Origin of the sequence: Tautonia plasticadhaerens (assembly GCF_007752535.1) — a bacterium.
In the GTDB taxonomy this organism is placed as follows: domain Bacteria; phylum Planctomycetota; class Planctomycetia; order Isosphaerales; family Isosphaeraceae; genus Tautonia; species Tautonia plasticadhaerens.
Window position 1 is genome coordinate 2173077 of the sequence record NZ_CP036426.1, and the last position, 19086, is coordinate 2192162.

Annotated in this window: 14 protein-coding genes; 5 read left to right on the forward strand and 9 right to left on the reverse strand. The window is 71.4% G+C overall.

What is annotated here, in order from left to right; all coding sequences use genetic code 11:
• The first annotated feature begins 44 nt into the window (after positions 1 to 44).
• Together ElP_RS08350 and ElP_RS08355 are read left to right on the forward strand one after the other, a co-directional pair.
• Entirely contained in the window at positions 45 to 3188 is a 3144-nt protein-coding gene (locus ElP_RS08350) for a tetratricopeptide repeat protein (RefSeq protein WP_231749573.1), read from the forward strand.
• On the forward strand, positions 3185 to 4987 hold the full coding sequence (locus ElP_RS08355) for a CRTAC1 family protein (protein ID WP_145268280.1): 1803 nt from the start codon (positions 3185 to 3187) through the stop codon (positions 4985 to 4987). The genes ElP_RS08350 and ElP_RS08355 overlap by 4 nt, the downstream gene beginning before the upstream one ends.
• Positions 4988 to 5167: 180 nt before the next feature.
• On the opposite strand, the gene ElP_RS08360 is transcribed toward ElP_RS08355, so the two are convergent.
• The 3 genes from ElP_RS08360 to ElP_RS08370 form a co-directional block, all read right to left on the reverse strand.
• Positions 5168 to 6460: a tetratricopeptide repeat protein gene (locus ElP_RS08360; RefSeq protein WP_145268282.1), complete on the reverse strand. Its 1293-nt coding sequence runs from the start codon at positions 6458 to 6460 to the stop codon at positions 5168 to 5170.
• A gap of 88 nt (positions 6461 to 6548) precedes the next feature.
• On the reverse strand, positions 6549 to 6731 hold the full coding sequence (locus ElP_RS08365; protein ID WP_145268284.1) for a hypothetical protein: 183 nt from the start codon (positions 6729 to 6731) through the stop codon (positions 6549 to 6551).
• Positions 6732 to 6886: 155 nt separating this feature from the next.
• A complete protein-coding gene (locus ElP_RS08370; protein WP_145268286.1) occupies positions 6887 to 7984 on the reverse strand; it encodes a DUF1559 family PulG-like putative transporter in 1098 nt (365 codons plus the stop codon).
• A 274-nt stretch (positions 7985 to 8258) separates the two neighbouring features.
• Here ElP_RS08370 and ElP_RS08375 point away from each other — a divergent pair, with 274 nt between their 5' ends.
• The gene (locus ElP_RS08375) at positions 8259 to 9056 is read left to right on the forward strand and encodes a hypothetical protein (protein ID WP_145268288.1); all 798 of its coding nucleotides are present in this window, start codon (positions 8259 to 8261) and stop codon (positions 9054 to 9056) included.
• Positions 9057 to 9063: 7 nt separating this feature from the next.
• Here the strand turns inward: ElP_RS08375 and ElP_RS08380 are convergent, their stop codons facing one another.
• Together ElP_RS08380 and ElP_RS08385 are read right to left on the reverse strand one after the other, a co-directional pair.
• Entirely contained in the window at positions 9064 to 10266 is a 1203-nt protein-coding gene (locus ElP_RS08380; protein WP_145268290.1) for a pyridoxal-phosphate-dependent aminotransferase family protein, read from the reverse strand.
• A 185-nt stretch (positions 10267 to 10451) separates the two neighbouring features.
• Positions 10452 to 11096, reverse strand: a complete 645-nt coding sequence (locus ElP_RS08385) for a hydrolase (RefSeq protein WP_145268292.1) — start codon at positions 11094 to 11096, stop codon at positions 10452 to 10454.
• Between the two features lie 347 nt (positions 11097 to 11443).
• Here ElP_RS08385 and ElP_RS08390 point away from each other — a divergent pair, with 347 nt between their 5' ends.
• Both ElP_RS08390 and ElP_RS08395 read left to right on the forward strand, forming a co-directional pair.
• Entirely contained in the window at positions 11444 to 13180 is a 1737-nt protein-coding gene (locus ElP_RS08390) for a response regulator (RefSeq protein WP_145268294.1), read from the forward strand.
• Positions 13181 to 13245: 65 nt separating this feature from the next.
• Positions 13246 to 14460 carry a metallophosphoesterase gene (locus tag ElP_RS08395; RefSeq protein WP_145268296.1) on the forward strand — a complete coding sequence of 405 codons (1215 nt, stop codon included), beginning with the start codon at positions 13246 to 13248 and terminating at the stop codon, positions 14458 to 14460.
• On the opposite strand, the gene ElP_RS08400 is transcribed toward ElP_RS08395, so the two are convergent.
• From ElP_RS08400 to ElP_RS08415, 4 genes are read right to left on the reverse strand one after another with little or no spacing between them, the layout of a single operon-like run.
• The gene (locus tag ElP_RS08400; RefSeq protein ID WP_145268298.1) at positions 14451 to 16643 is read right to left on the reverse strand and encodes a vWA domain-containing protein; all 2193 of its coding nucleotides are present in this window, start codon (positions 16641 to 16643) and stop codon (positions 14451 to 14453) included. The genes ElP_RS08395 and ElP_RS08400 overlap by 10 nt on opposite strands.
• A gap of 28 nt (positions 16644 to 16671) precedes the next feature.
• Positions 16672 to 17568, reverse strand: coding sequence for a DUF58 domain-containing protein (locus tag ElP_RS08405; RefSeq protein ID WP_145268300.1), 897 nt, complete (start codon positions 17566 to 17568; stop codon positions 16672 to 16674).
• Positions 17569 to 17601: 33 nt separating this feature from the next.
• Positions 17602 to 17973 (reverse strand): hypothetical protein, encoded by a 372-nt coding sequence (locus ElP_RS08410; protein ID WP_145268302.1) that lies wholly within the window; start codon positions 17971 to 17973, stop codon positions 17602 to 17604.
• A gap of 54 nt (positions 17974 to 18027) precedes the next feature.
• A complete protein-coding gene (locus tag ElP_RS08415) occupies positions 18028 to 19053 on the reverse strand; it encodes an AAA family ATPase (RefSeq protein WP_145268304.1) in 1026 nt (341 codons plus the stop codon).
• Positions 19054 to 19086 lie beyond the last annotated feature (33 nt).

Genomic DNA, 19086 nt, shown 5'->3' on the forward strand with positions numbered 1-19086 from the left:
CCGATCGCCCCGGGAGGCCCGGCCCCGTGCCGAGGAGGGCTCGCATGTCCGCGACCGAACGACCCGCGCCCCGACCGATGCGCGACCGACGCGGGTTCGTGTATACCCCGGCCGTCGGCCGGGGGCTCAGGCCCTGGCTCTGGGCCGTCCTGATCGGGTTCGCCCTGCTGGGGGCCACCGGCATCTACATGTCCAGCGTCACCCTGGTGACCTGGCTCAGCGGCGCCCCGCAGGACACCTACTTCTACATGCTCATGGTCGCCCTGCACCTGCTGCTGGGCATCGTCCTCATCGTCCCGTTCATCGTCTTCGGCTTCGCCCACCTCGCCACCTCCTGGAAGCGGCCGAACCGGGCGGCGATCCGCTACGGCCTGATGCTGCTGGCCGCCTCGATCGTGCTGCTGGTCTCCGGGGTCGTGCTGGTCCGGATCGGCGGCTTCGAGGTGCGGGATCCGGTCGTCCGGGAGGTCGGCTACTGGCTGCACCTGCTGACGCCGGTGCTGGCGATCGGCCTCTATGTCCGGCACCGGCTGGCGGGGCCGAGGATCAACTGGCAGTACGCCCGGCTCTGGAGCGTCGGGGTCACCGTGGTCGTCGTGCTCATGGGCCTGATGCACGCCCACGACCCGAGGCAGCTGAACAAGGTCGGGCCGAGGGAGGGCGCGAAGTACTTTTTCCCCTCCGAGGTGAAGACGGCCGACGGCAACCTGATCCCGGCCGAGACCCTGATGATGGACCAGTATTGCATGGAGTGCCATCAGGACGCCTACGACGGCTGGTTCCACTCCTCGCACCACTTCAGCTCGTTCAACAACCCGCTGTACCTGCATAGCGTCCGGGAGACCCGGAAGGTCGCCCTGGAGCGGGACGGCGACACGCAGGCCTCCCGATGGTGCGCCGGCTGCCACGACGTCGTGCCGTTCCTCTCGGGCAAGTTCGACGACCCAAAGTACGACGACGTGAACGACCCGACCGCCCACGCGGGGATCACCTGTACGTCGTGCCACTCGATCACGCACGTCAACAGCAGCCGGGGCAACGCCGACTACACCATCGAGGAGCCGCAACACTACCCCTTCGCCTACAGCGACAACCCGATGCTCCAGTGGGTCAACCGGACGCTGGTGAAGGCCAAGCCGGATCTGCACAAGCAGACCTTCCTGAAGCCCCTGCACAAGACGGCCGAGTTCTGCTCGACGTGCCACAAGGTCAACCTGCCGTTCCAGCTCAACCACTACAAGGACTTCACCCGGGGGCAGAACCACCACGATTCCTACCTGCTCTCGGGGGTCTCCGGCCACGGGGCGCGCAGCTTCTACTACCCGGAGGTGGCGAAGACCAATTGCACGGAATGCCACATGAACTTCGTGGCCTCCGACGACTTCGGCGCCCAGAACTTCGACGGCGAGGCCGGCCGGGAGATCCACAACCACATGTTCCTCGGCGCCAACACGGGCCTGGCCGCGGCGCTCGGCGACGAGGAGATGCTGGAGGCCCACACCGAATACCTGACCGACAAGAAGGTGCGCGTCGACATCTTCGGGCTCCGCGAGGGCGGGACGGTCGACGGCGAGCTGGTCGCCCCGATCCGGCCCGAGATCCCCGAGCTGGAGCCGGGCGCCTCCTACCTGGTCGAGGTCGTCGTCCGGACCTTGGGTGTCGGCCACCACTTCTCGCAGGGGACGGTGGACTCGAACGAGATCTGGGTCGAGCTGACGGCGAAGTCCGGCGACCGGGTGCTCGGCAAGTCCGGCGGGATGGACGAGCGGGGATACGTCGACCCGTACTCCCACTTCATCAACGTCTACATGCTCGACCGCGACGGCAACCGGATCGACCGGCGCAACCCGCAGGACATCTTCGTGCCGCTCTACAACCGCCAGATCCCGCCGGGCGCCGGCCAGGTCGTCCACTTCCGGCTCGACGTGCCCGAGGAGGGGATCGACGGGCCGATCGCGCTGGAGGCCGAGGTCAACTACCGCAAGTTCGACCGGACGTACCTCGACCACGTCTACGGCGAGGGGGTGTGGCCCGATCCCGACGAGGACGGCGAGCCGGACCCGCTGCCGATCGTCGTGATGGCCCGGGACGCGGTCGAGTTGCCCGTCTCCGGGGGCCCGACGCCGGAGAACCCGCCGTCGCCGATCGAGCAGGAATGGCAGCGCTGGAACGACTACGGCATCGGCCTGCTGCTCGAGGGGGGCGACACCGGCGCCCAGAAGGGCCTGCTGAAGCAGGCCGAGCCGGTCTTCCTCGCCGTGGCCGAGCGGTACGGCAAGGGGGACGGCTGGGTCAACCTCGCCCGGGTCTACCAGAAGGAGGGGCGCATCCCCGACGCCCTGGAGGCCCTCCGCAAGGCCGCGGCCGACCCCGAGTTCGCCGCGAAGTGGACGATCAACTGGCTGACCGGCCAGATCAACATGCGGCAGGGGAACCTCGACGCCGCGATCAAGAGCTTCGAGGACGTGCTCAGCACCAAGATCCCGAGCCGGAAGTTCGACTTCAGCCAGGATTACATGGTCATCAACGAGCTGGGCCGGGCCCTCGACCGCCGGGGCCGCATCGAGGCCCTCGACAGCCCCGAGCGGTTCTCCTACATGAGCCGGGCCGTCGACGCCTTCCGTCGGACGCTCGCGATCGACCCGGAGAACGGCGACGCCCACTTCGGGCTCGGCCAGGCGTATGCCGAGTTCGCCCCCGACCGGTCGGCCTTCGAGCCCTGGGAAGGGCCCCCGCCGGAGCCGGCGCGGCTGGTGGACCTCGCCGCCGAGGTCGCCGCCCCGGACGCGGGCCCGGGCGCACGGGAGCAGTCCGCCCGGGAGCTGGCCCGGCAGATCGAGGCCTTCGTGGACGGGCCGAGGCCGGCCTTCGCCTCCCGGGTCGGCACGCTGATCGAGGTGGTCGGGCTGCTCGGCCCGGCGTGGGAGCGGCAGGCCGACGCGCCGGCGAAGGCCGGGCTGTCCCTCGCCCTGGAGTCGGCCCACAAGGCCCTGCACAACTTCGTCAGGCCGGACGAGACGGCCGAGGGCCGGGCCATCCGGATCGCCCGGGAGAAGGACCCCGCGGCCGACCAGAATGCCCAGCCGATCGTCATCCACGACCTGCACCGGCCCGGGGCCCCCGGGTTGCCCGACGCCGCCGGCCGCACCGATCCCGACTCCCGAGCCGAGAGCGAGGTGACGGAATGAACACCAACGACCCGAAGACCTGGGCGGTCCTCTTCGCCACCGCCGTCGCCGCCGCCCTGTCGCTGACCGGTTGCGGGGCCGACACCGGGGCCGAGTTCGTCCCGGCGGCCGCCCCCCCCGAGGCGGCGCCGGTCGTCGAGCCGGCCGCCCTGCCGACGGTCAAGTTCGTCGAGGTGACCGACGAGGCCGGCATCGACTTCGTCCACCACAACGCCGCCGAGGGGGAGAAGCTGCTGCCCGAGACGATGGGGTCGGGCGTCGCCGTGCTCGACTACGACGCCGACGGCCACCCCGACCTCCTGTTCGTCAATCAACGCCCCTGGCACGCCGAGGAGGGGGCGGGGGACGCCCCCTCGCCGGCCCTCTACCGCAACGACGGGGCCGGGAACTTCGAGGAGGTGACCTCGGCCGCCGGCCTGGACGTCCCGGTATTCGGAATGGGGGCGGTCGTCGGCGACATCGACAACGACTCGGATCCCGACCTCTACATCACCACCGTCTCCGGCGGCCTCCTGTTCCGGAACGACGGCGGCACCTTCGTCGACGTCACCGACGAGGCGGGGGCCGGGGCCGGCGACGGCTGGCTGACCTCCGGCGCCTTCTTCGACCTGGAGAACGACGGGGATCTGGATCTGTTCCTCTGCTGCTACGTCGAGTGGACGGCCGATTTCGACCGGGCCCAGGGCTTCCAGCTCACCGGGGCCGGCCGCGCCTACGGCCCGCCGACCGCCTTCCGGGGGGGCCATTGCGTCCTGCTCCGCAACGAAGGCGACGGCACCTTCGCCGACGTCAGCGAGGAGGCCGGCATCCGCCTGGTCACCCCCGAGCTGAAGGAGCCGATGGCCAAGGCCCTCGGCGTCGCCCCCTTCGACGTGGACGGCGACGGGTTCGTGGATCTCGCCGTGGCGAACGACACGGTCCGCAACTTCCTGTTCCGGAACCGGGGGGACGGCACGTTCGAGGAGCTGGGGATCGTCTCCGGCGTCTCGTTCGACCCCTCGGGGCAGGTCCGGGGGGCGATGGGGATCGACTGGGCCCACTTCCGGAACGACCGGTCGCTGGCCCTGGCGATCGCCAACTTCGCCAACGAGATGACGGCGCTCTACGTGGCCGACGACCCGACCCGGATGCAGTTCATCGACCTGGCGAACGTCTTCGGCCTGGGGGCCCCGACGCAGCCCCCCCTGAAGTTCGGCCTCTTCTTCTTCGACTACGACCTCGACGGCCGGCCCGACCTGCTCTCGGTCAACGGGCACCTCGAATCGGACATCGAGAAGACCCAGGCGTCCGAGACTTACCGCCAGCCCGCCCAACTGTTCTGGAACAGCGGCCGGGCCGGGCCGACCCTGTTCACCCAGGTGTCGAAGGAGCAGGCCGGGCCGGACCTGTTCACCCCGATCGTCGGCCGGGGCAGCGCCTACCTCGACCTGGAGGGGGACGGCGACCTCGACGTGGTCATGACCTCCAGCGGCGGCGAGGCCCGCCTCTTCCGCAACGACGGCGGGGATGAGAATCACTGGATCCGGATCCGACTCGTCGGCCGGCGGTCGAACCGGGACGGGATCGGCGCCCGGATCGAACTCAAGGCGGGGGGCCAGGAGCAGGTCCGCCAGCACTTCCCGAGCAAGGGCTACCTCTCGTCCGTCGAGATGCCGATCACCTTCGGCCTCGGGGGCGCCGATCGGGCCGGGTCGCTGACGGTCCGCTGGCCCTCGGGCAAGGTCGACGAGTTTGCGGACCTGGAGGCCGATAGGTCCTACTCGATCGACGAGGAGCAGGGCATCGTCCCGAGTCCCTGATCGACGGGCGGCCCCGCCCCACTCCGTCGGGGCCGCTCGGATCCTGGACTCGATCGACCGCCCGGCGGGGTCGATCGACATCATCGACGGGGTTGCGGCAGCTGGAGGACGGCCTGAAGCGGGCCGGGGACGTACGGCCGGGTGTCCGGGATTATTCCCGAGGCCCCGGCCGTTTCCGCGTCAGGATGCGTCGAGCGGGGAGGAGAGCCCCGGGGAGCCGGCCTCGATTCGGGCGATCGACTCCTGGGCCTCGTCGTGGAAGGGGTCGACGGAGAGGGCGGTGTCGAACCAGGCCCGGGCCTCCAGGGATCGGCCCAGGGAGAGGCACGCTCGGCCGATCTCGACGCAGAGGTCGGGGTCATCGAGGTCGGGGAGCGTCGAGGCCCGGGAGATGAGCTGGCCGAGCGCGTCGTTGCGTCGCACCCGATCGAGGTAGGGCGCCGCCTCCTCGGCACGGCCGAGCATCGTCAACGCCCGGCCGAGGTGGAAGTTCACCAGTCGATCGGTCGGGTCGTTCTGCTCGGCGGCCCGGAGGTGGGGCAGGGCGGCCTCGGGGTCGCCGCGGATCAGCTCGATCTCGCCACGGACCCGGGCCACGGCCGGGTGATCGGCCGGCGCCCGGGCGATCATCTCCTCGGCCCGGGTCAGGTCGCCGCCTTCGATCGCCATGCCGGCGCGGAGGGCGGCGGCATCGGGATCGGTCGGGGGGAGGGGCGTGAGGATTCGACCGGCCTCGTTTAGGTCCCCCGATCGGCGGATCGCCTCGGCCAGGGTCAGCCTTGAGTGGCGATCGCCCGGGTCTCCGGCGAGGAACCGCCGGAGGTTGTCCAGGTCCTTCTCGTAGTTCCAGTTGACATTGCGGATCTTGCTCCAGTGGAGCACGTAGCTCGGGGGCAGTTCCCCGAGCGAGGCGAGGGCAGCGAGCTGCTCGTCGAGCTCGCGAAGCCTGCGCTGGATGCTGTAGATGAAGCTGAGCTCGCGGTGGGCCTGGACGTGGCGGGGCTGGAGGCGGACGGCCGCCAGGAAGGACCGCTCGGCCTCGGGCACGCGGCCGAGCCGCATCTCGACCTGGCCCAGCAGGAGCCGGGAGATCGGGGCGATCGGGTGGTCGTCGGGGATCCGGGCGAGCTGGTCCCTCGCCTGCTCAGGGCGATCGGTGGCGAGTTGCACCTGGGCCCGGAGCAAGCGGTCCAGCGGCGTCGGCTCCCGGGAGGAGGCGACGCGATCGAGCAGCGCCTCCGCCCGGTCGTGTCGGCCGGCGCGATGGGCGTCCTGGGCGAGCTGGAGGAGGCGATCGAGCTCGGCGGGGGACGGCGGCCTGGCCGCCGCGAGCCAGATCAGGGCGAGGGCCGCGATCGCGGCACCGCCGAGGGCGAGCCGGATCGATCGTCTTCGGGAGGGGAGGGGAGGGGCATCACGGCCCCCTCCGCGGCCGGTCGGGGGGCCACTCACCGATTCGCCGGGATGGGTCATGTCGCTGGGCTCGCTCCGGGTCGCCCGATTGCGCGGGGAGGGGCGGGGAAGCGGGCCCCCGGGGGAAGCCGGCGGGGGCCCCGGCCGGTTACTGGGCCTTGTTGACCGTCCCCTTCTTGTAGTTTTCGAGCATCTGGGCCTTCATCTGGTCGAGCTCCTTCGGGGGCTCGAAGGGTTCGCCAGTCGCCGGGGGCGGCGACTGGCCGCAGCCGACCACGCCCATCGAAACGATCACGGCCGCCGCGAGCAGGAGGGAGAAGACACGGGCCATCGGAGTCCTCGTCGGGGTCGATTGCGGAGCGGGCGAAGCGTGGAGATCAACCGGGCCGACCGGGCCTTGGCGCCGATCGAGCCGGGACGCGGTGCCGGGCCGTCGACGAGGAGGGAGGCCCCCCTCGCCGATCTGCCGGCGGACCGGGCTCGGGATCAATACTGGTCGGCGCTGACGACCTCACCGCCGTTCCGAGTGCCGATCGCCCACCAGGTGGGGATGGCGATCGTGTCCTTGATGAACTTGACGGAACCGTCGGCGAAGCAGACGTTGACGCCGCCGGGGTGGTTGCTGCCGGGGGGCAAGGCATTCATGATGTTGCCGTAGCCGCCGGTGTTTCCGTCATTGTTGGCCTGGCAATTGTAGCCGTTGGGCCCGTTGTAGTGGTTGTATCCGGACCAGATGATGCAAGACCCGGGGTTGGTGCCGATCCAGTAGGCCCCATTGGCCGGCGTCAGGGTCCCGAAGGATTCCTGGGTGCCGGGGATGCTGCGGCAGGCCTGCACGAAGGCGGTGGCGGCGGGGCCGCCGCTGCCGCCCTGGTCGACCGGGCTGTCCAGCGAGAGCTTGAAGGCATAGCCGTGCTTCGCCAGCGGGTGATTGGCCGGGACGGGTGAGGGGGGCCCGGTGCCGACGAGCATCTCGCTGAACAGGGCGGTCTGCGACGTGCCGTCTCGGATCCGGGCCATGCCCACCGGGCCGATGTTGCTGTTCTGGTGCCCGCCGCTGTTGCCTAGCGCGTCGTTGCGGAAGGAGACGAAGGTGCCCGACCAGGCCATGAACGGCGACGGACCGCCGATGTTCGCGGCGTAGTTCCGCCACGAGGAGCCCGGGCCGGCGGCGGGAAGCTCACCGTCGGAGGGGCAGACCATGGTGTTGACCAGGGTCCGCAGCACGGTAGCGTTCTGCGGCGAGCCGTTGGAGCCGAAGCTGAAATTCAGGGCGCTGTAGAGCGGGCCCTGCTCGATATAGGGCAGCGTCGAGGCCGCCCAGTCCAGCGGCCAGGGGTCGAAGACGGGCGTGCCCCAGTGGAGCCGCTCGTCGATGCTGGAGTTGAACGGCGGCAGGCTTCCGTTAGTGTCGATGTAGTTGTGGGCCGCCAGGCCGAGCTGCTTGAGGTTGTTGGTGCACTGGGCCCGGCGGGCGGCCTCCCGGGCCGCCTGTACCGCCGGCAGGAGCAGGGCGATCAGCACGCCGATGATCGCGATGACCACCAGCAGCTCGATCAGCGTGAATCCGCGTCGCTTCTGCATGGGCTCGAGACCCCGCGAACGAATTGTGAGCCCCCTCGCCCGGATGACCGCAATAACGCATCCATGGAACAAAGGGGGTTGGATTTGCCTCGCACTCGCTAATATCGAGCGATTGGTTGGCCGAATCAAGCGGAAACCCGGACGCCGAGTTGGGCGGCGGGCCGAGGCGGCCGTTTGCGTCGCCGGCCCCCCTGGATTAGGCTCCGAGGCGCCCGGATCGCCGCTGGCGTCGGCGACGACCACCCAAGCACATCCCGATCCCGGAGCCCCTCCCATGGCAGCCGAGCATCCCCCGGTGCCCGCACCCGACCCGACCCCCGCGGGGCCCCCCCCCATCGCGACGGACGACGCCAGGCCGGCCTCGGCGGGCCGCACCCGGGTCGCCGCCCTGGTCGGCGCGATCCTCGCGGCGCTCGCCGCCTGGGGGCTGGGCGAGTCGCCGGCCGTCCGGGTGGCCCCGGTCGAGAGCAAGATGATGGTGATGGGCCAGGAGACCGAGACGATGGCCACGACGGCCGAGGCGATCCGCGAGGCGGACCGGCTGACGGCCGTCCGCAGCCTCTCGGCCTTCGGGGGGCTGCTCGGCCTGGCGATGGGGGCGGCCGCCGGCCTGGCGGCCCGGAGGGGCAGGGGGGCCGCGCTCGGCGGCGCAGCCGGGCTCGTCCTGGGGGGTCTGGCCGGGGCGGCGGCCGCCTACGGCGCGGCGCCGCTCTACGAGGCGATCCGGACCCCGGGCAAGCAGGACCTGCTCCCCGTGATGCTGATGCATCTGGCGCTCTGGGCGCCGATCGGCGCGGCGGGGGGGGCCGCCGCCGGGATCGGCCGGGGGAGGGGCCCGGCCGGGGCGGTCGGATCGGCGATCGCCGGGGCGGTGGGGGCGGCGATAGCCGGACTGATCTTCCAGGTGATCGGCACGCTCGCCTTCCCGATGGCCGGGGTGGACAAGGTGCTCTCGACGACCCCGGCCAGCCGGCTGGCCTCCCGGCTGGCCGTGGCCCTGGGCACCGGGCTGTTCGCGGCCTCTGCCGCGCCGGGGGGCCGGAAGAGGCGGGGCGGCCCACCCGCCTCCTGAGCGGCGATCAGGCGGTCGAGGCGGCCGGGGAGCCGGCGTAGACCTCGGCCGAGGAGGCGAGCGCGGCCCCCGGCTCGACGGGGGCGCCGGCGTCCCTCAGGCAGGTCTCCAGGGCCGAGAGGACGAGCGTCACCGACTCCCTCCGGGAGCCATAGCCCATCAGGCCGATCCGCCAGGCCTTGCCCTTCAGGTCCCCCAGTCCGCCGCCGATCTCGACGTTCCACTCGGAGAGCAGGCGCTTGCGGACCGCCAGGTCGTCGACCCCCTCGGGGATGGTCACGCAGTTGAGCTGCGGCAGGCGGTGGCCCTCGGCGGGGACGTAGTCGATCCCCATCGCCTTCAGGCCGGCGGCGAGGGCCTGCGCATTCAGCAGGTGGCGGGCGAACCGGGCGTCGAGCCCCTCCTCGAGGACGATCGCCAACGCCTCCCGGAGGGCGTAGTTCATGTTGATCGGCGCCGTGTGGTGGTAGAGGCGGTCGGAGCCCCAGTACCGGCCGATCAGCGTCATGTCGAGGTACCAGGACTGGACCTTGGTCTTCCTCGCCTTGATCGCCTCCATCGCCCGGGGCCCGAAGGACACGGGGGCCAGGCCCGGCGGGCAGCTCAGGCACTTCTGGGTGCCGGAGTAGACCGCGTCGACGTCCCAGCCGTCGACCTCGACCGGGACCCCGGCGAGGGAGGTGACGGCGTCGATGGCCAGCAGGGCGCCGTTCTCGTGGGCGATCCGGGCGATCTCGTCGACCGGCTGCAACGCCCCCGTGGAGGTCTCCGCGTGGACGATGCCGACGAGCTTGGGGCGATGCGCCTTGATGGCCGCCTCGACCTCGGAGGGGTCGAAGACCTCCCCCCAGGGGCGGTCGATCCGGGAGACCTCGGCCCCGCATCGCCCGGCGACGTCGACCATCCGGCCGCCGAAGACGCCGTTGACACAGACGAGCATCCGGTCGCCGGGCTCGACGAGGTTGGCGACCACGGCCTCCATGCCCGCCGAGCCGGTCCCGGAGACGGCCAGGGTCATCGGGTTCTCGGTTCGGAAGACCCGGCGGAGCATCCCCTGCATCTCGTCCATCAGCGCGACGAACTCGGGGTCGAGGTGCCCGACCGGGGGCATCCCCAGGGCCGAGAGGACCCGGGGGGGCACGTTCGACGGCCCGGGGCCGAGCAGGACCCGGGGGGAGGGATCCAGGGGCTTCGAGGCGGGCGTGGTCACGGCGATGTCCCTTCAGGAATTGCGAGGGCGGGCGTTCGGGTCGGGGATCGGAAGATGAAGGAGGCCGGAGGGTCGATGCCGGATGATCGAGGTCGATCCCCGGCCGCGCCGCCCCCGAGGCCGCGCCATCGAGCTTCGGCCATCCGGTCCCGATCGAGGGCGGCGCGTCGGCCCCGGCCCGCCGATCAATCCTCGTCCGGGTCGGTGTCCCGGAGTCGGGTCCGGAGCTTGAATTCCCCCTTGTCCTTCTCCCGGTCCTTGCGCTTTCGGGGCGAGGAGAAGTCCCGGACCAGGGCGCTGATCGCCTTGAACTCGGGGCGTTCGGCGGTCTCGGCCCATTCGAAGAGGACCGCCTCGGTGGTGGAGACGACCACCCCGGCGCGTTCCATCCGGCGGAGGGCGACGTCCCAGTCGATCTTGCCCCGGGAGGCGACGGCGTCGGCCGGCACCTGGACGTGGAAGCCGCGGTCGATCAGCTCCAGGGCGGTCTGGGAGACGCAGACGTGGGCCTCGATGCCGGTGAGGGTCAGGTGCCTCACGTCCCGGGCCCGGAACTGCTCCACGATTCCCGGCGCCCCGCAGCAGTGGAAGGTCAGCTTGGCGAGCCGGTCGGGCAGCAGGTCGGCCACCTCCGGGGTGGTCGGCCCGAGCCCCTTGGGGTACTGCTCGGTCGCCCAGACGGGGATCGAGAGCAGCTGCGCCGCCTTGATCAGCCGGACGGCGTTGGCGACGACGAGGTCGCCGTACCGGATCGGCTCCAGGATCCGGGACTGGAGGTCGACGACGAGAAGGCCGCCCTCTCGGGCGGTCAGGCGGTCGGGAGAGGACATGGCCGGACCTCGGCGGTCGATCGATCGGGATGGGGCCGATGCTACGCCCCCCGGGACGGGGGTGTCAAGCGTCGGGGAAGCCGGGGGGAGGGCCGGGGCTGGGGTGGGGGGGCGGGGACGGGATGGGTCGGGCCGGGGGGGACTCCGCCCCGACGCATCCCGCCCCCACCCCCCACGATCCGGGTCGTCCCGGGGGACGCGTCGGGATCTCCCCCTCGGGACCCTCGGTGCCTTGTCCGGCGCCGACCGCCTCGGTTAGGATGGCCCTGGGATCCGGGCGCCGGGCCGCGTCCGGGAGCGCCCGGTGTCGAACCGCTCGAGCCTCGGCGCCGAGGAGGTCGTCTCGCGTGTCCGAGAAGCCGCGTGTCTTGGTCATCGATCGCGACTCCGACCCCGCGCCGCCGGCCCGCCTCCCGCTCGACGACTCCTGCGAGGTCGTCCGGGCCCGAACCATGGCCCGGGCCCTGCACCTGCTCCGCGACCAGCGGTTCGACGCCGTCTTCGTCTCGGCCGCCCAGCTCTCCTCGCTGCACTGGGCGGGGATGCTGATCCAGTCCGACGAGATCCTGGAGGCGATCGCCGACGGCGTGGCCGTGGTCGAGCCGGGGACGCAGCGGATCCTCTGGTACAATCCCGAGTTCCGCAACCTCGCGTCGATCGACTCCGACCCGATCGATCGGCCCTTCTTCGAGGTGCTCGACCACCCCGAGCGCTGCGAGCCGGACCTCTGCGCCTTCTCGCAGGCCGAGCGGACGAAGCACCCGGCCGGGTGCATCCTCAAGCTGGGCACGGGCAATTTCTTCCGGCTCAACGTCACGCCGATCCTGGACGCCTCCGGGGGGCTCCAGTCGCTGATCGCCCTGACCCGGGACATCACCGACGAGGTGCTCCAGGAGCAGAAGGTCCGGGCCATCAACAAGGCCGGCGAGGAGCTGGCCGACCTGACCCCCGAGGAGCTGGGGGACCTCCGGGTCAGCGAGCGGATCGACCTGCTGAAGTACAACATCGTCCGCCACATGCGCGACCTGCTCGGGCTGGACTTCATCGAGATCCGGCTGCTCCGCCCCTCCGGACGGCTCGACCCGCTGCTGACCGAGGGGATGACCCCCCTGGCGGCCGACCGGCAGCTGTACGCCTCGGAGGCCGACAACGGGGTGACCGGCTTCGTCGCCGCCACCGGCAAGGGGTATCTCTGTTCCGACACGACCCGGGACCCGAGGTACCTGGAGGGGGCCGCCGACTCCCGGAGCTCGCTGACGGTCCCCCTGGTCCGGCACGGCACGGTGATCGGCACCCTGAACGTCGAGAGCCCCAAGCCCAACGCCTTCGACCTCCGGGACCAGCAGTACCTGGAGATCTACGCCCGGAACATCGCCTCGGCCCTGACGACCCTGGAGCTGCTGGAGGCGGAGAAGGTAAGCACGGCGACCGCCTCGGTGGAGGCGATCGCCCGGGAGCTGGCCCTGCCGCTGGACGACATCCTCGGCGACGCCACCACGGCGCTGGACCGCTACGCCGGCCACGACGAGGACATCGTCAACCGCCTCCGCCACCTGCTGGAGCGGGCCCGGGAGATCCGGGGCCTGGTCCGCCGGGCCGGGGCGACGGTCCTCCCGGAGAACTCCCGGAACTCCCGGCCCCCGAAACGCCTGGCCGACGCCCGGGTGCTGGTCGTCGACGCCGACGAGGCGATCCGGGGGGCGGCCCACCAGCTGCTGGAGCAGCAGGGGGCGACCGTCGAGACCGCCCGGGACGCCCAGGAGGCGATCGCCCTGGCCCGGCAGACCCCCTACGACGCGGCCCTGCTGGACATCCGACTGCCGGACCTCGACGGCTACGAGGCCTTCCGACGGATCCTGGAGGTCCAGCCGGGGGTCCCGGTGATCCTGATGACCGGGTTCGGCTACGACCCCACCCACTCGATCGTCAAGGCCCGCAAGGAGGGCCTGCGGACGGTGCTCTACAAGCCCTTCCACGTCGAGCGGCTGATCGACGCCGTCGAGCAGGCGATCCGGGCCCCCGCCGCCACCCCCGGCCCCGACGGCTTCCCGCCCGCCCCCCCCCTCGACCGCCCCGAGCCCTGACCCGCCGACGCCCGGGGCCGTCGCCCCCCCCGGGCGCGTGTCCCGACCCGACCCCGAGGACGACCATGATCGACTGGCCGATGCTCGCCGCGATCGCGCTGGGCCATTTCTGCCTCGCCGTGCTGATGGTCAACGTGCTGCACGGCGTGGGGATCCCCGAGGGGAACCCGACCCGGGTGGTCAAGCTGATCGGCGTCTCGTTCCTCGGCTCGGTGTCGGTCGGGTTGGCGATGCTGGTGCTCGATCGGCCCTGGGGCGACTGGCCGGCCGTCGCCCGGCTGTATGCCGGGCTCTGCCTCCTGGTGGGGGCCGTCGGCCTGCCGATCGTCACGGTGTCGAGGCGGTTCCGGCGGCTCCCGACGGGCGTCTCGGGCACGTCGACCCGGGTCGACCTGACCGACTCGATCCCGAAGGACGAGCTGATCGGCCCCGCCTGGGATTCCTTCTGGCTCCGGATCCCCGGGAACGAGTGCTTCCGGCTCGACCTGACCGACTGGGAGCTGGGCCGCCCCCGGCTGCCGGGCCCGCTGGACGGCCTCCGGATCCTCCACCTGACGGATCTGCACCTGACCCCCGCCTATTCCGACCGCTTCTTCGAGGCGATGCTGGCGCAGGCCGAGGGGTTCGAGGCCGACCTCGTCGCCTTCACCGGCGACCTCGTCGACGACGAGGCGATGCTCGACCGGGTCGGGCCGCTTCTCTCCCGATTCCGGGGCCGGCTGGGCCAGTACGCCGTGCTGGGCAACCACGACCACCGGACCGCACCGGTCGGCGCGGCCGAGGCGCTCCGGTCGGCCGGGTTCTCGGTGGTCGAGGCGTCCTGGACCGCGATCGAGGTCGACGGCGCCCGGCTGGCCGTCGGCGGCACCTCCGCCCCCTGGGGCCCGCTCCCCGACCCGGCCGCCACCCCCGAGGCCGACGTCCGGCTGCTGCTGAGCCACTCGCCCGACACCCTCGGCTGGGCGTCCCGCCGGGGGGTGGACCTCGTCCTCTCCGGCCACACACACGGCGGCCAGTACCGCCTGCCGGTCGTCGGGTCGGTGATCCTCCCCAGCCGGTACAGCAGGCGGTACGACTGCGGCTTCTTCCGGCTGGGGCCGACCTTGCTCTACGTCTCCCGGGGGATCGCCGCCCAGCACCCGATCCGGGTCAACTGCCCGCCCGAGATCTCCCGGTTCACCCTCCGCACCGCCGCCGCCCTCCCGGCCGTGCCCGGGGCCCACCGGGCCGCCCGGACGCCGGCGGCGGTGCCGAACTCGACGGCCCGGCATCAGATGTAGACGCGTCGGTTGTAGATGTACCACTCGAACAGGACCACCCCCAGGGCCCCCAGCGCGACCCACCACCAGCGGTCCAGCCGGGCCGGGCGCGACTGCCGGGTGCCGGCCACCTCGGTGTAGCCGATCTTGATGAGGTAGGGCTCGGCCGCCCGGCCCGTCACCCCCTCGGGGGGGATGCCCCGGGGGGCGAGGTCGCTCTCCCGGGCGTCGAAGAGGTTGACCGCGAAGACCGTGCGGTTGGTCGCCTCGCCGTCGGCGGACTCCCAGGAGACCCGGTAGAGGCCCGGCTCGTCGGCGCCGTTGAAGACGAACGTGCCGAGGTCGGAGCGCCGGACGTCGACCTCGGGCCCCTCGGGCGGGTCGATGGTGACGCGCTCGGCGGTGGCGTCGGCCCGGAGGACGACCGGCTGGCCCGGCCGGTGGGCCTCCTCGCCCAGCGCCTCCTGGACGTTGCCGAGGAAGCGCAGGGTGTTGTAGAGGAAGACCGGGAAGCTGAGCTTGGTGTGCCAGTCGGTGTTCAGCTGGTCGCCCTCCCGGTAGATCGAGAAGCCGATGACCGCGTCGGAGTAGCCGTCCCTCGGGGAGATGAAGGCCAGCGGCCCCTTGTCGCTCTCGACCAGCGTTGTGGAGCCGGGGGGGGGCTCGGCGATCAGGGCGTCCCGGATCAGGACCAGGGGGAGATCCCGGACGTACTGGAGCATCGGGTGGGCGATGTCCCAGTCGAGCACAATCGGCGCCTCGACGGCCTCGGCCGCCTCGAACGCCTCGCCGGGGGGCATGACGCCGAGGTAAAGGGCGTTGCTGGCCGGGGGTTCCTCGGGGGCGACCCGGTCGAAGACGACCAGGTCGTAGAGCCCGGCGATCAGGGCACGCCGGACGTCGTCATTCTCCAGCTCGGAGGGGCGGATCTCGATGACCTCGGCGGCGTCCCCGGCGGTGGCGGTGGTCAGGGCGTTGAGCAGGTAGCGGTTCCGCTCGGTGACCACGAGCACCCGGGCCGTCCGGGGGCGGCCGACGGCGGCGAAGGCGCGGTCGTCCTGGTCGAGCTCGTCCTCGACGTCGAGCCGGACCTCCAGGCCGACGGCGCCGGGGTCGGGCACGTCGAACTTGAAGGCCCGGGTCGACCGGGCCGGCAGCGAGACCTCGGCCGCGTCGATGAGGCGCCCGTCGCCGATCGGCGCGTCGAGCGGGTGGAGGTAGAGCCGGGCGGTGGTGACGACCGGCTCATCCCGGTAGTTCCGGGCCCGGCCGAAGAGCTGGATCAGGTCGGGCCGCTCCTCGTTCCGGGCGGTCTGCAACGCGAGCACGGCGACGTTGTCCGACGGGGGCGTATTCGTCCCGTCCCCGGCCCCGGGATCGGCCCCCTCTCCGGCCTCGGCCTCGGCCTCGGCGGGGGCCGATGCCGGGGCCGCCCCCTCGGAGGGGCGGCCGAGGACGACGATCTCGGGGACGAGGTTGCCGAGGCTGAAGCCCTCGACGTCGGGGAAGCCGCCGTCGGTGTAGATCATCAGCCGGGGGGCCTGGACCTCGGAGGCGACCTCCCCCTCGCCGAATTGCTTCGAGGGGTTGGCCAGGCCGGCGGCCACCTGGAGCGCCTCCCGGAGCGAGGTGCCCGTGCGGGACGGGCGGATGGCGGCGATCCGCTCGCGGAGCTGGGCCTTGTTGCCCGTGTAGGTGGAGGCGACCCGGGCGGAGTCGGAGAAGGCGATGACCATGGCCAGGTCGTTCGAGCCCATCGAGTCGACCAGGTCGAGCGCCCGGCCCTTGGCCTGCTCCAGGCGGGTCGGCCGGACGTCGGTGGCGGACATGCTCGCCGAGTTGTCGACGGCGATCACGAAGCGCTGGCCGACCCGGGCGCTGCCCTTCACCTGGGGGCCGAGCAGGGCGAGCAGCACCAGCAGGGCGGCGAGCAGCTGCAGGAACAGCAGCAGGTTCTTCCTCAGCCGCTGGAAGAGGCTGTTGACGTGCAGATCCTCGATGCTCCGCCTCCAGAGGAAGGTGCTGGGCACCTGGACCGGCTTGCGGCGCAGCTTGAGGAAATACAGCAGGATGATCGTGACGGGCACCCCCGCCAGCACCGACCAGAAGACCGGCCCCCAGCTGGAGAACCAGGGGACCGGCGGGTCGAACTGGAGGTTCAGCCCCCCCAGGGGATTCGACTGCGCCAGCGGCACGGGCAGCATCGGGAGCACCTCCGCGATCGCGGTCACGTCACTTGACGAGCCCGCGCTCGCGCAAATAGTTGAGAATAAGTTTGTCGAACGGCGCCTGGTTCGTGGTGAAGATGTAGGCGATGCCGCGGCGGGTGCACCACTCCCGGAAGCCGCCGACGTAGGCGTCGAGCGTCTCCTTGTACCGCCTCAGCAGCGGGGCGCTGACGGTGATCTCGGCCTCGTCATCGTCCTCGCAGTCGACCAGGCGGAGGTCGCCGACGATCTCCGGCTCCACTTCCTCACGGCTCAGGACGTGGACGACGTAGATGTCCATGTTCCGGGCCATCAGGTAGCGGAGGGCGTCTTCGTAGCCCCGCTTGTCCATGAAATCCGAGATGACGACGACGATCCCCTTGCCCGCGTGCTTGATGGCGAACGACCGGGCCGCGGCGGTCAGGTCGCTGGAGCCGCTGGCCTTGAGGTTGTCCAGGTGCTGCACGACCCGCCACATCTGCGACCGGCCCCGGACGCTGGAGAGGCCCACTTCCAGGTCGCTGCTGAAGGTGTCCAGCACGATCCGGTCGTGGTTCACCAGCCCGACGAACGACAGCGCCGCCGCGACCTGCTTGCCGTACCGGAGCTTGGTCGGGTCGCCGAAATCCATCGACAGGCTCGTGTCCAGCAGCGTGTAGACGTGCAGGTCTTCCTCCTCGAGGAACAGCTTCAGGAAGAGCTTGTCGAGCCGGCCGTAGACGTTCCAGTCGATGTGCCTCAGGTCGTCGCCGACGGAGTAGTTGCGGTGGTCGGCGAACTCGACCGAGGAGCCGCGCCGCTTGCTCCGCCGCTCCCCCTTCATGCGGCCGACGAAGATCTTGCGGCTGACCAGCTCCAGCTGCTCCAGCTTGTGGAGGAACTCGGGGTCGAGCAGGGGGGTGGTCGAGGAGGCGGTGGACATGGAGGCTCCCGGTCGTCGGATCCTTCGGACAGCTCAGGCACCCAGGTCGGTCAGGAGGAACAGCCCGATCATCAACGCCGCCGACAGGCCCAGCCCGAAGAGCCAGGGCACCAGCGCCGCCAGGATGATGACGACCCGCTGCCAGGCGTGCTCGGTCGGCCTCCGGGAGAGGAAGCCGAGGGCGGTGTACCAGCTCTCCAGCACCACCAACGCCCCCCCCACGAGCACGAGGGCCCCCAGCAGCGCCTCGAACGCGAACGCGACCCCGGCGCCGACGAGCACGACCAGGCCCAGGACCAGCAGGCACGCCAGGTCCCCCCGGGTGAACAGCAGCGGCTCGCTCCTCGGCGGCAGCCAGGAGGTGCCGGAGGGGGGCGGGTCGTAGATGTCGTGCTGGCTGGTCATGGGTGCGGCTTCGGTCGATCGGGGCCGGCTCGGGCTCGGGGAGGCCGATGCGGGTCAGGCGGCGACGGGCTCCTGGGCCTTCTCGGGGACGGCTTCCAGGAGCTTCAGGAGCACCTCGTCGGCTTCCACCCCCTCGGCCTGGGCCTCGAAGTTGAGCAGGACCCGGTGGCGGAGGCTGGGGAGGTAGACGCGGCGGATGTCCTCGAAGCTGACGTTGTAGCGGCCGTCGAGCAGGGCCCGGACCTTGGCGGCGAGGACGAGCGTCTGCACCCCCCGGGGGCTGGTGCCCCATCGGATGTAGCGGTTGGTGATGTCGACCGCGTGCGGCCCCTCGGGGTGCGAGGCCAGGGCCAGCCGGATGGCGTAGTCCTGCACGTGCGGGGCGATGATGACCTCCCGGACCAGCGCCTGGTACCGCAGGAGGGCCTCGCCGTCGATCACCTTCTCGGCCTGAGGCTTGTCGCCCCGGGTGGTCCGGTCGAGGATGGTGACGAGTTCCTCCCGGGTCGAGTAGCCGACGACGAGCTTGAACAGGAAGCGGTCGAGCTGGGCCTCGGGCAGGGGGTAGGTCCCCTCCTGCTCGATCGGATTCTGCGTCGCCAGCACGAAGAAGGGCTCCTTCAGCTTGTGGATCGTGCCGCCGACGGTGACGGACTTCTCCTGCATCGCCTCCAGCAGGGCCGACTGGGTCTTCGGCGTGGCCCGGTTGATCTCATCCGCCAAAACGATCTGCGAGAAGATCGGCCCGCGCTGGAACTCGAACATGCGGCGGCCGTCGGGGGTCTCCATCACGACATTCGTGCCGATGATGTCGGCCGGCATCAGGTCGGGGGTGAACTGGATGCGGTTGAAGTCGAGCGAGACGGCGTCGGAGAGGGTCCGCACCAGCAGGGTCTTGCCCAGCCCCGGCACGCCTTCGAGCAGCGCGTGGCCGCCGACGAACAGGCAGGTCAGCACGCCGTGGACGATCTCGTCGTGCCCGACGATCACCTTGCCGATCTCGTCCTTCACCCGCTTGTAGGCCGATCGGAAGTCCTCGGACCGGGCTTCCATCGTGTCGTTCGTCGAGAAGTCGCTCATGGTGGGGTACCGATCGAGAAGGGGCCAGGGGAC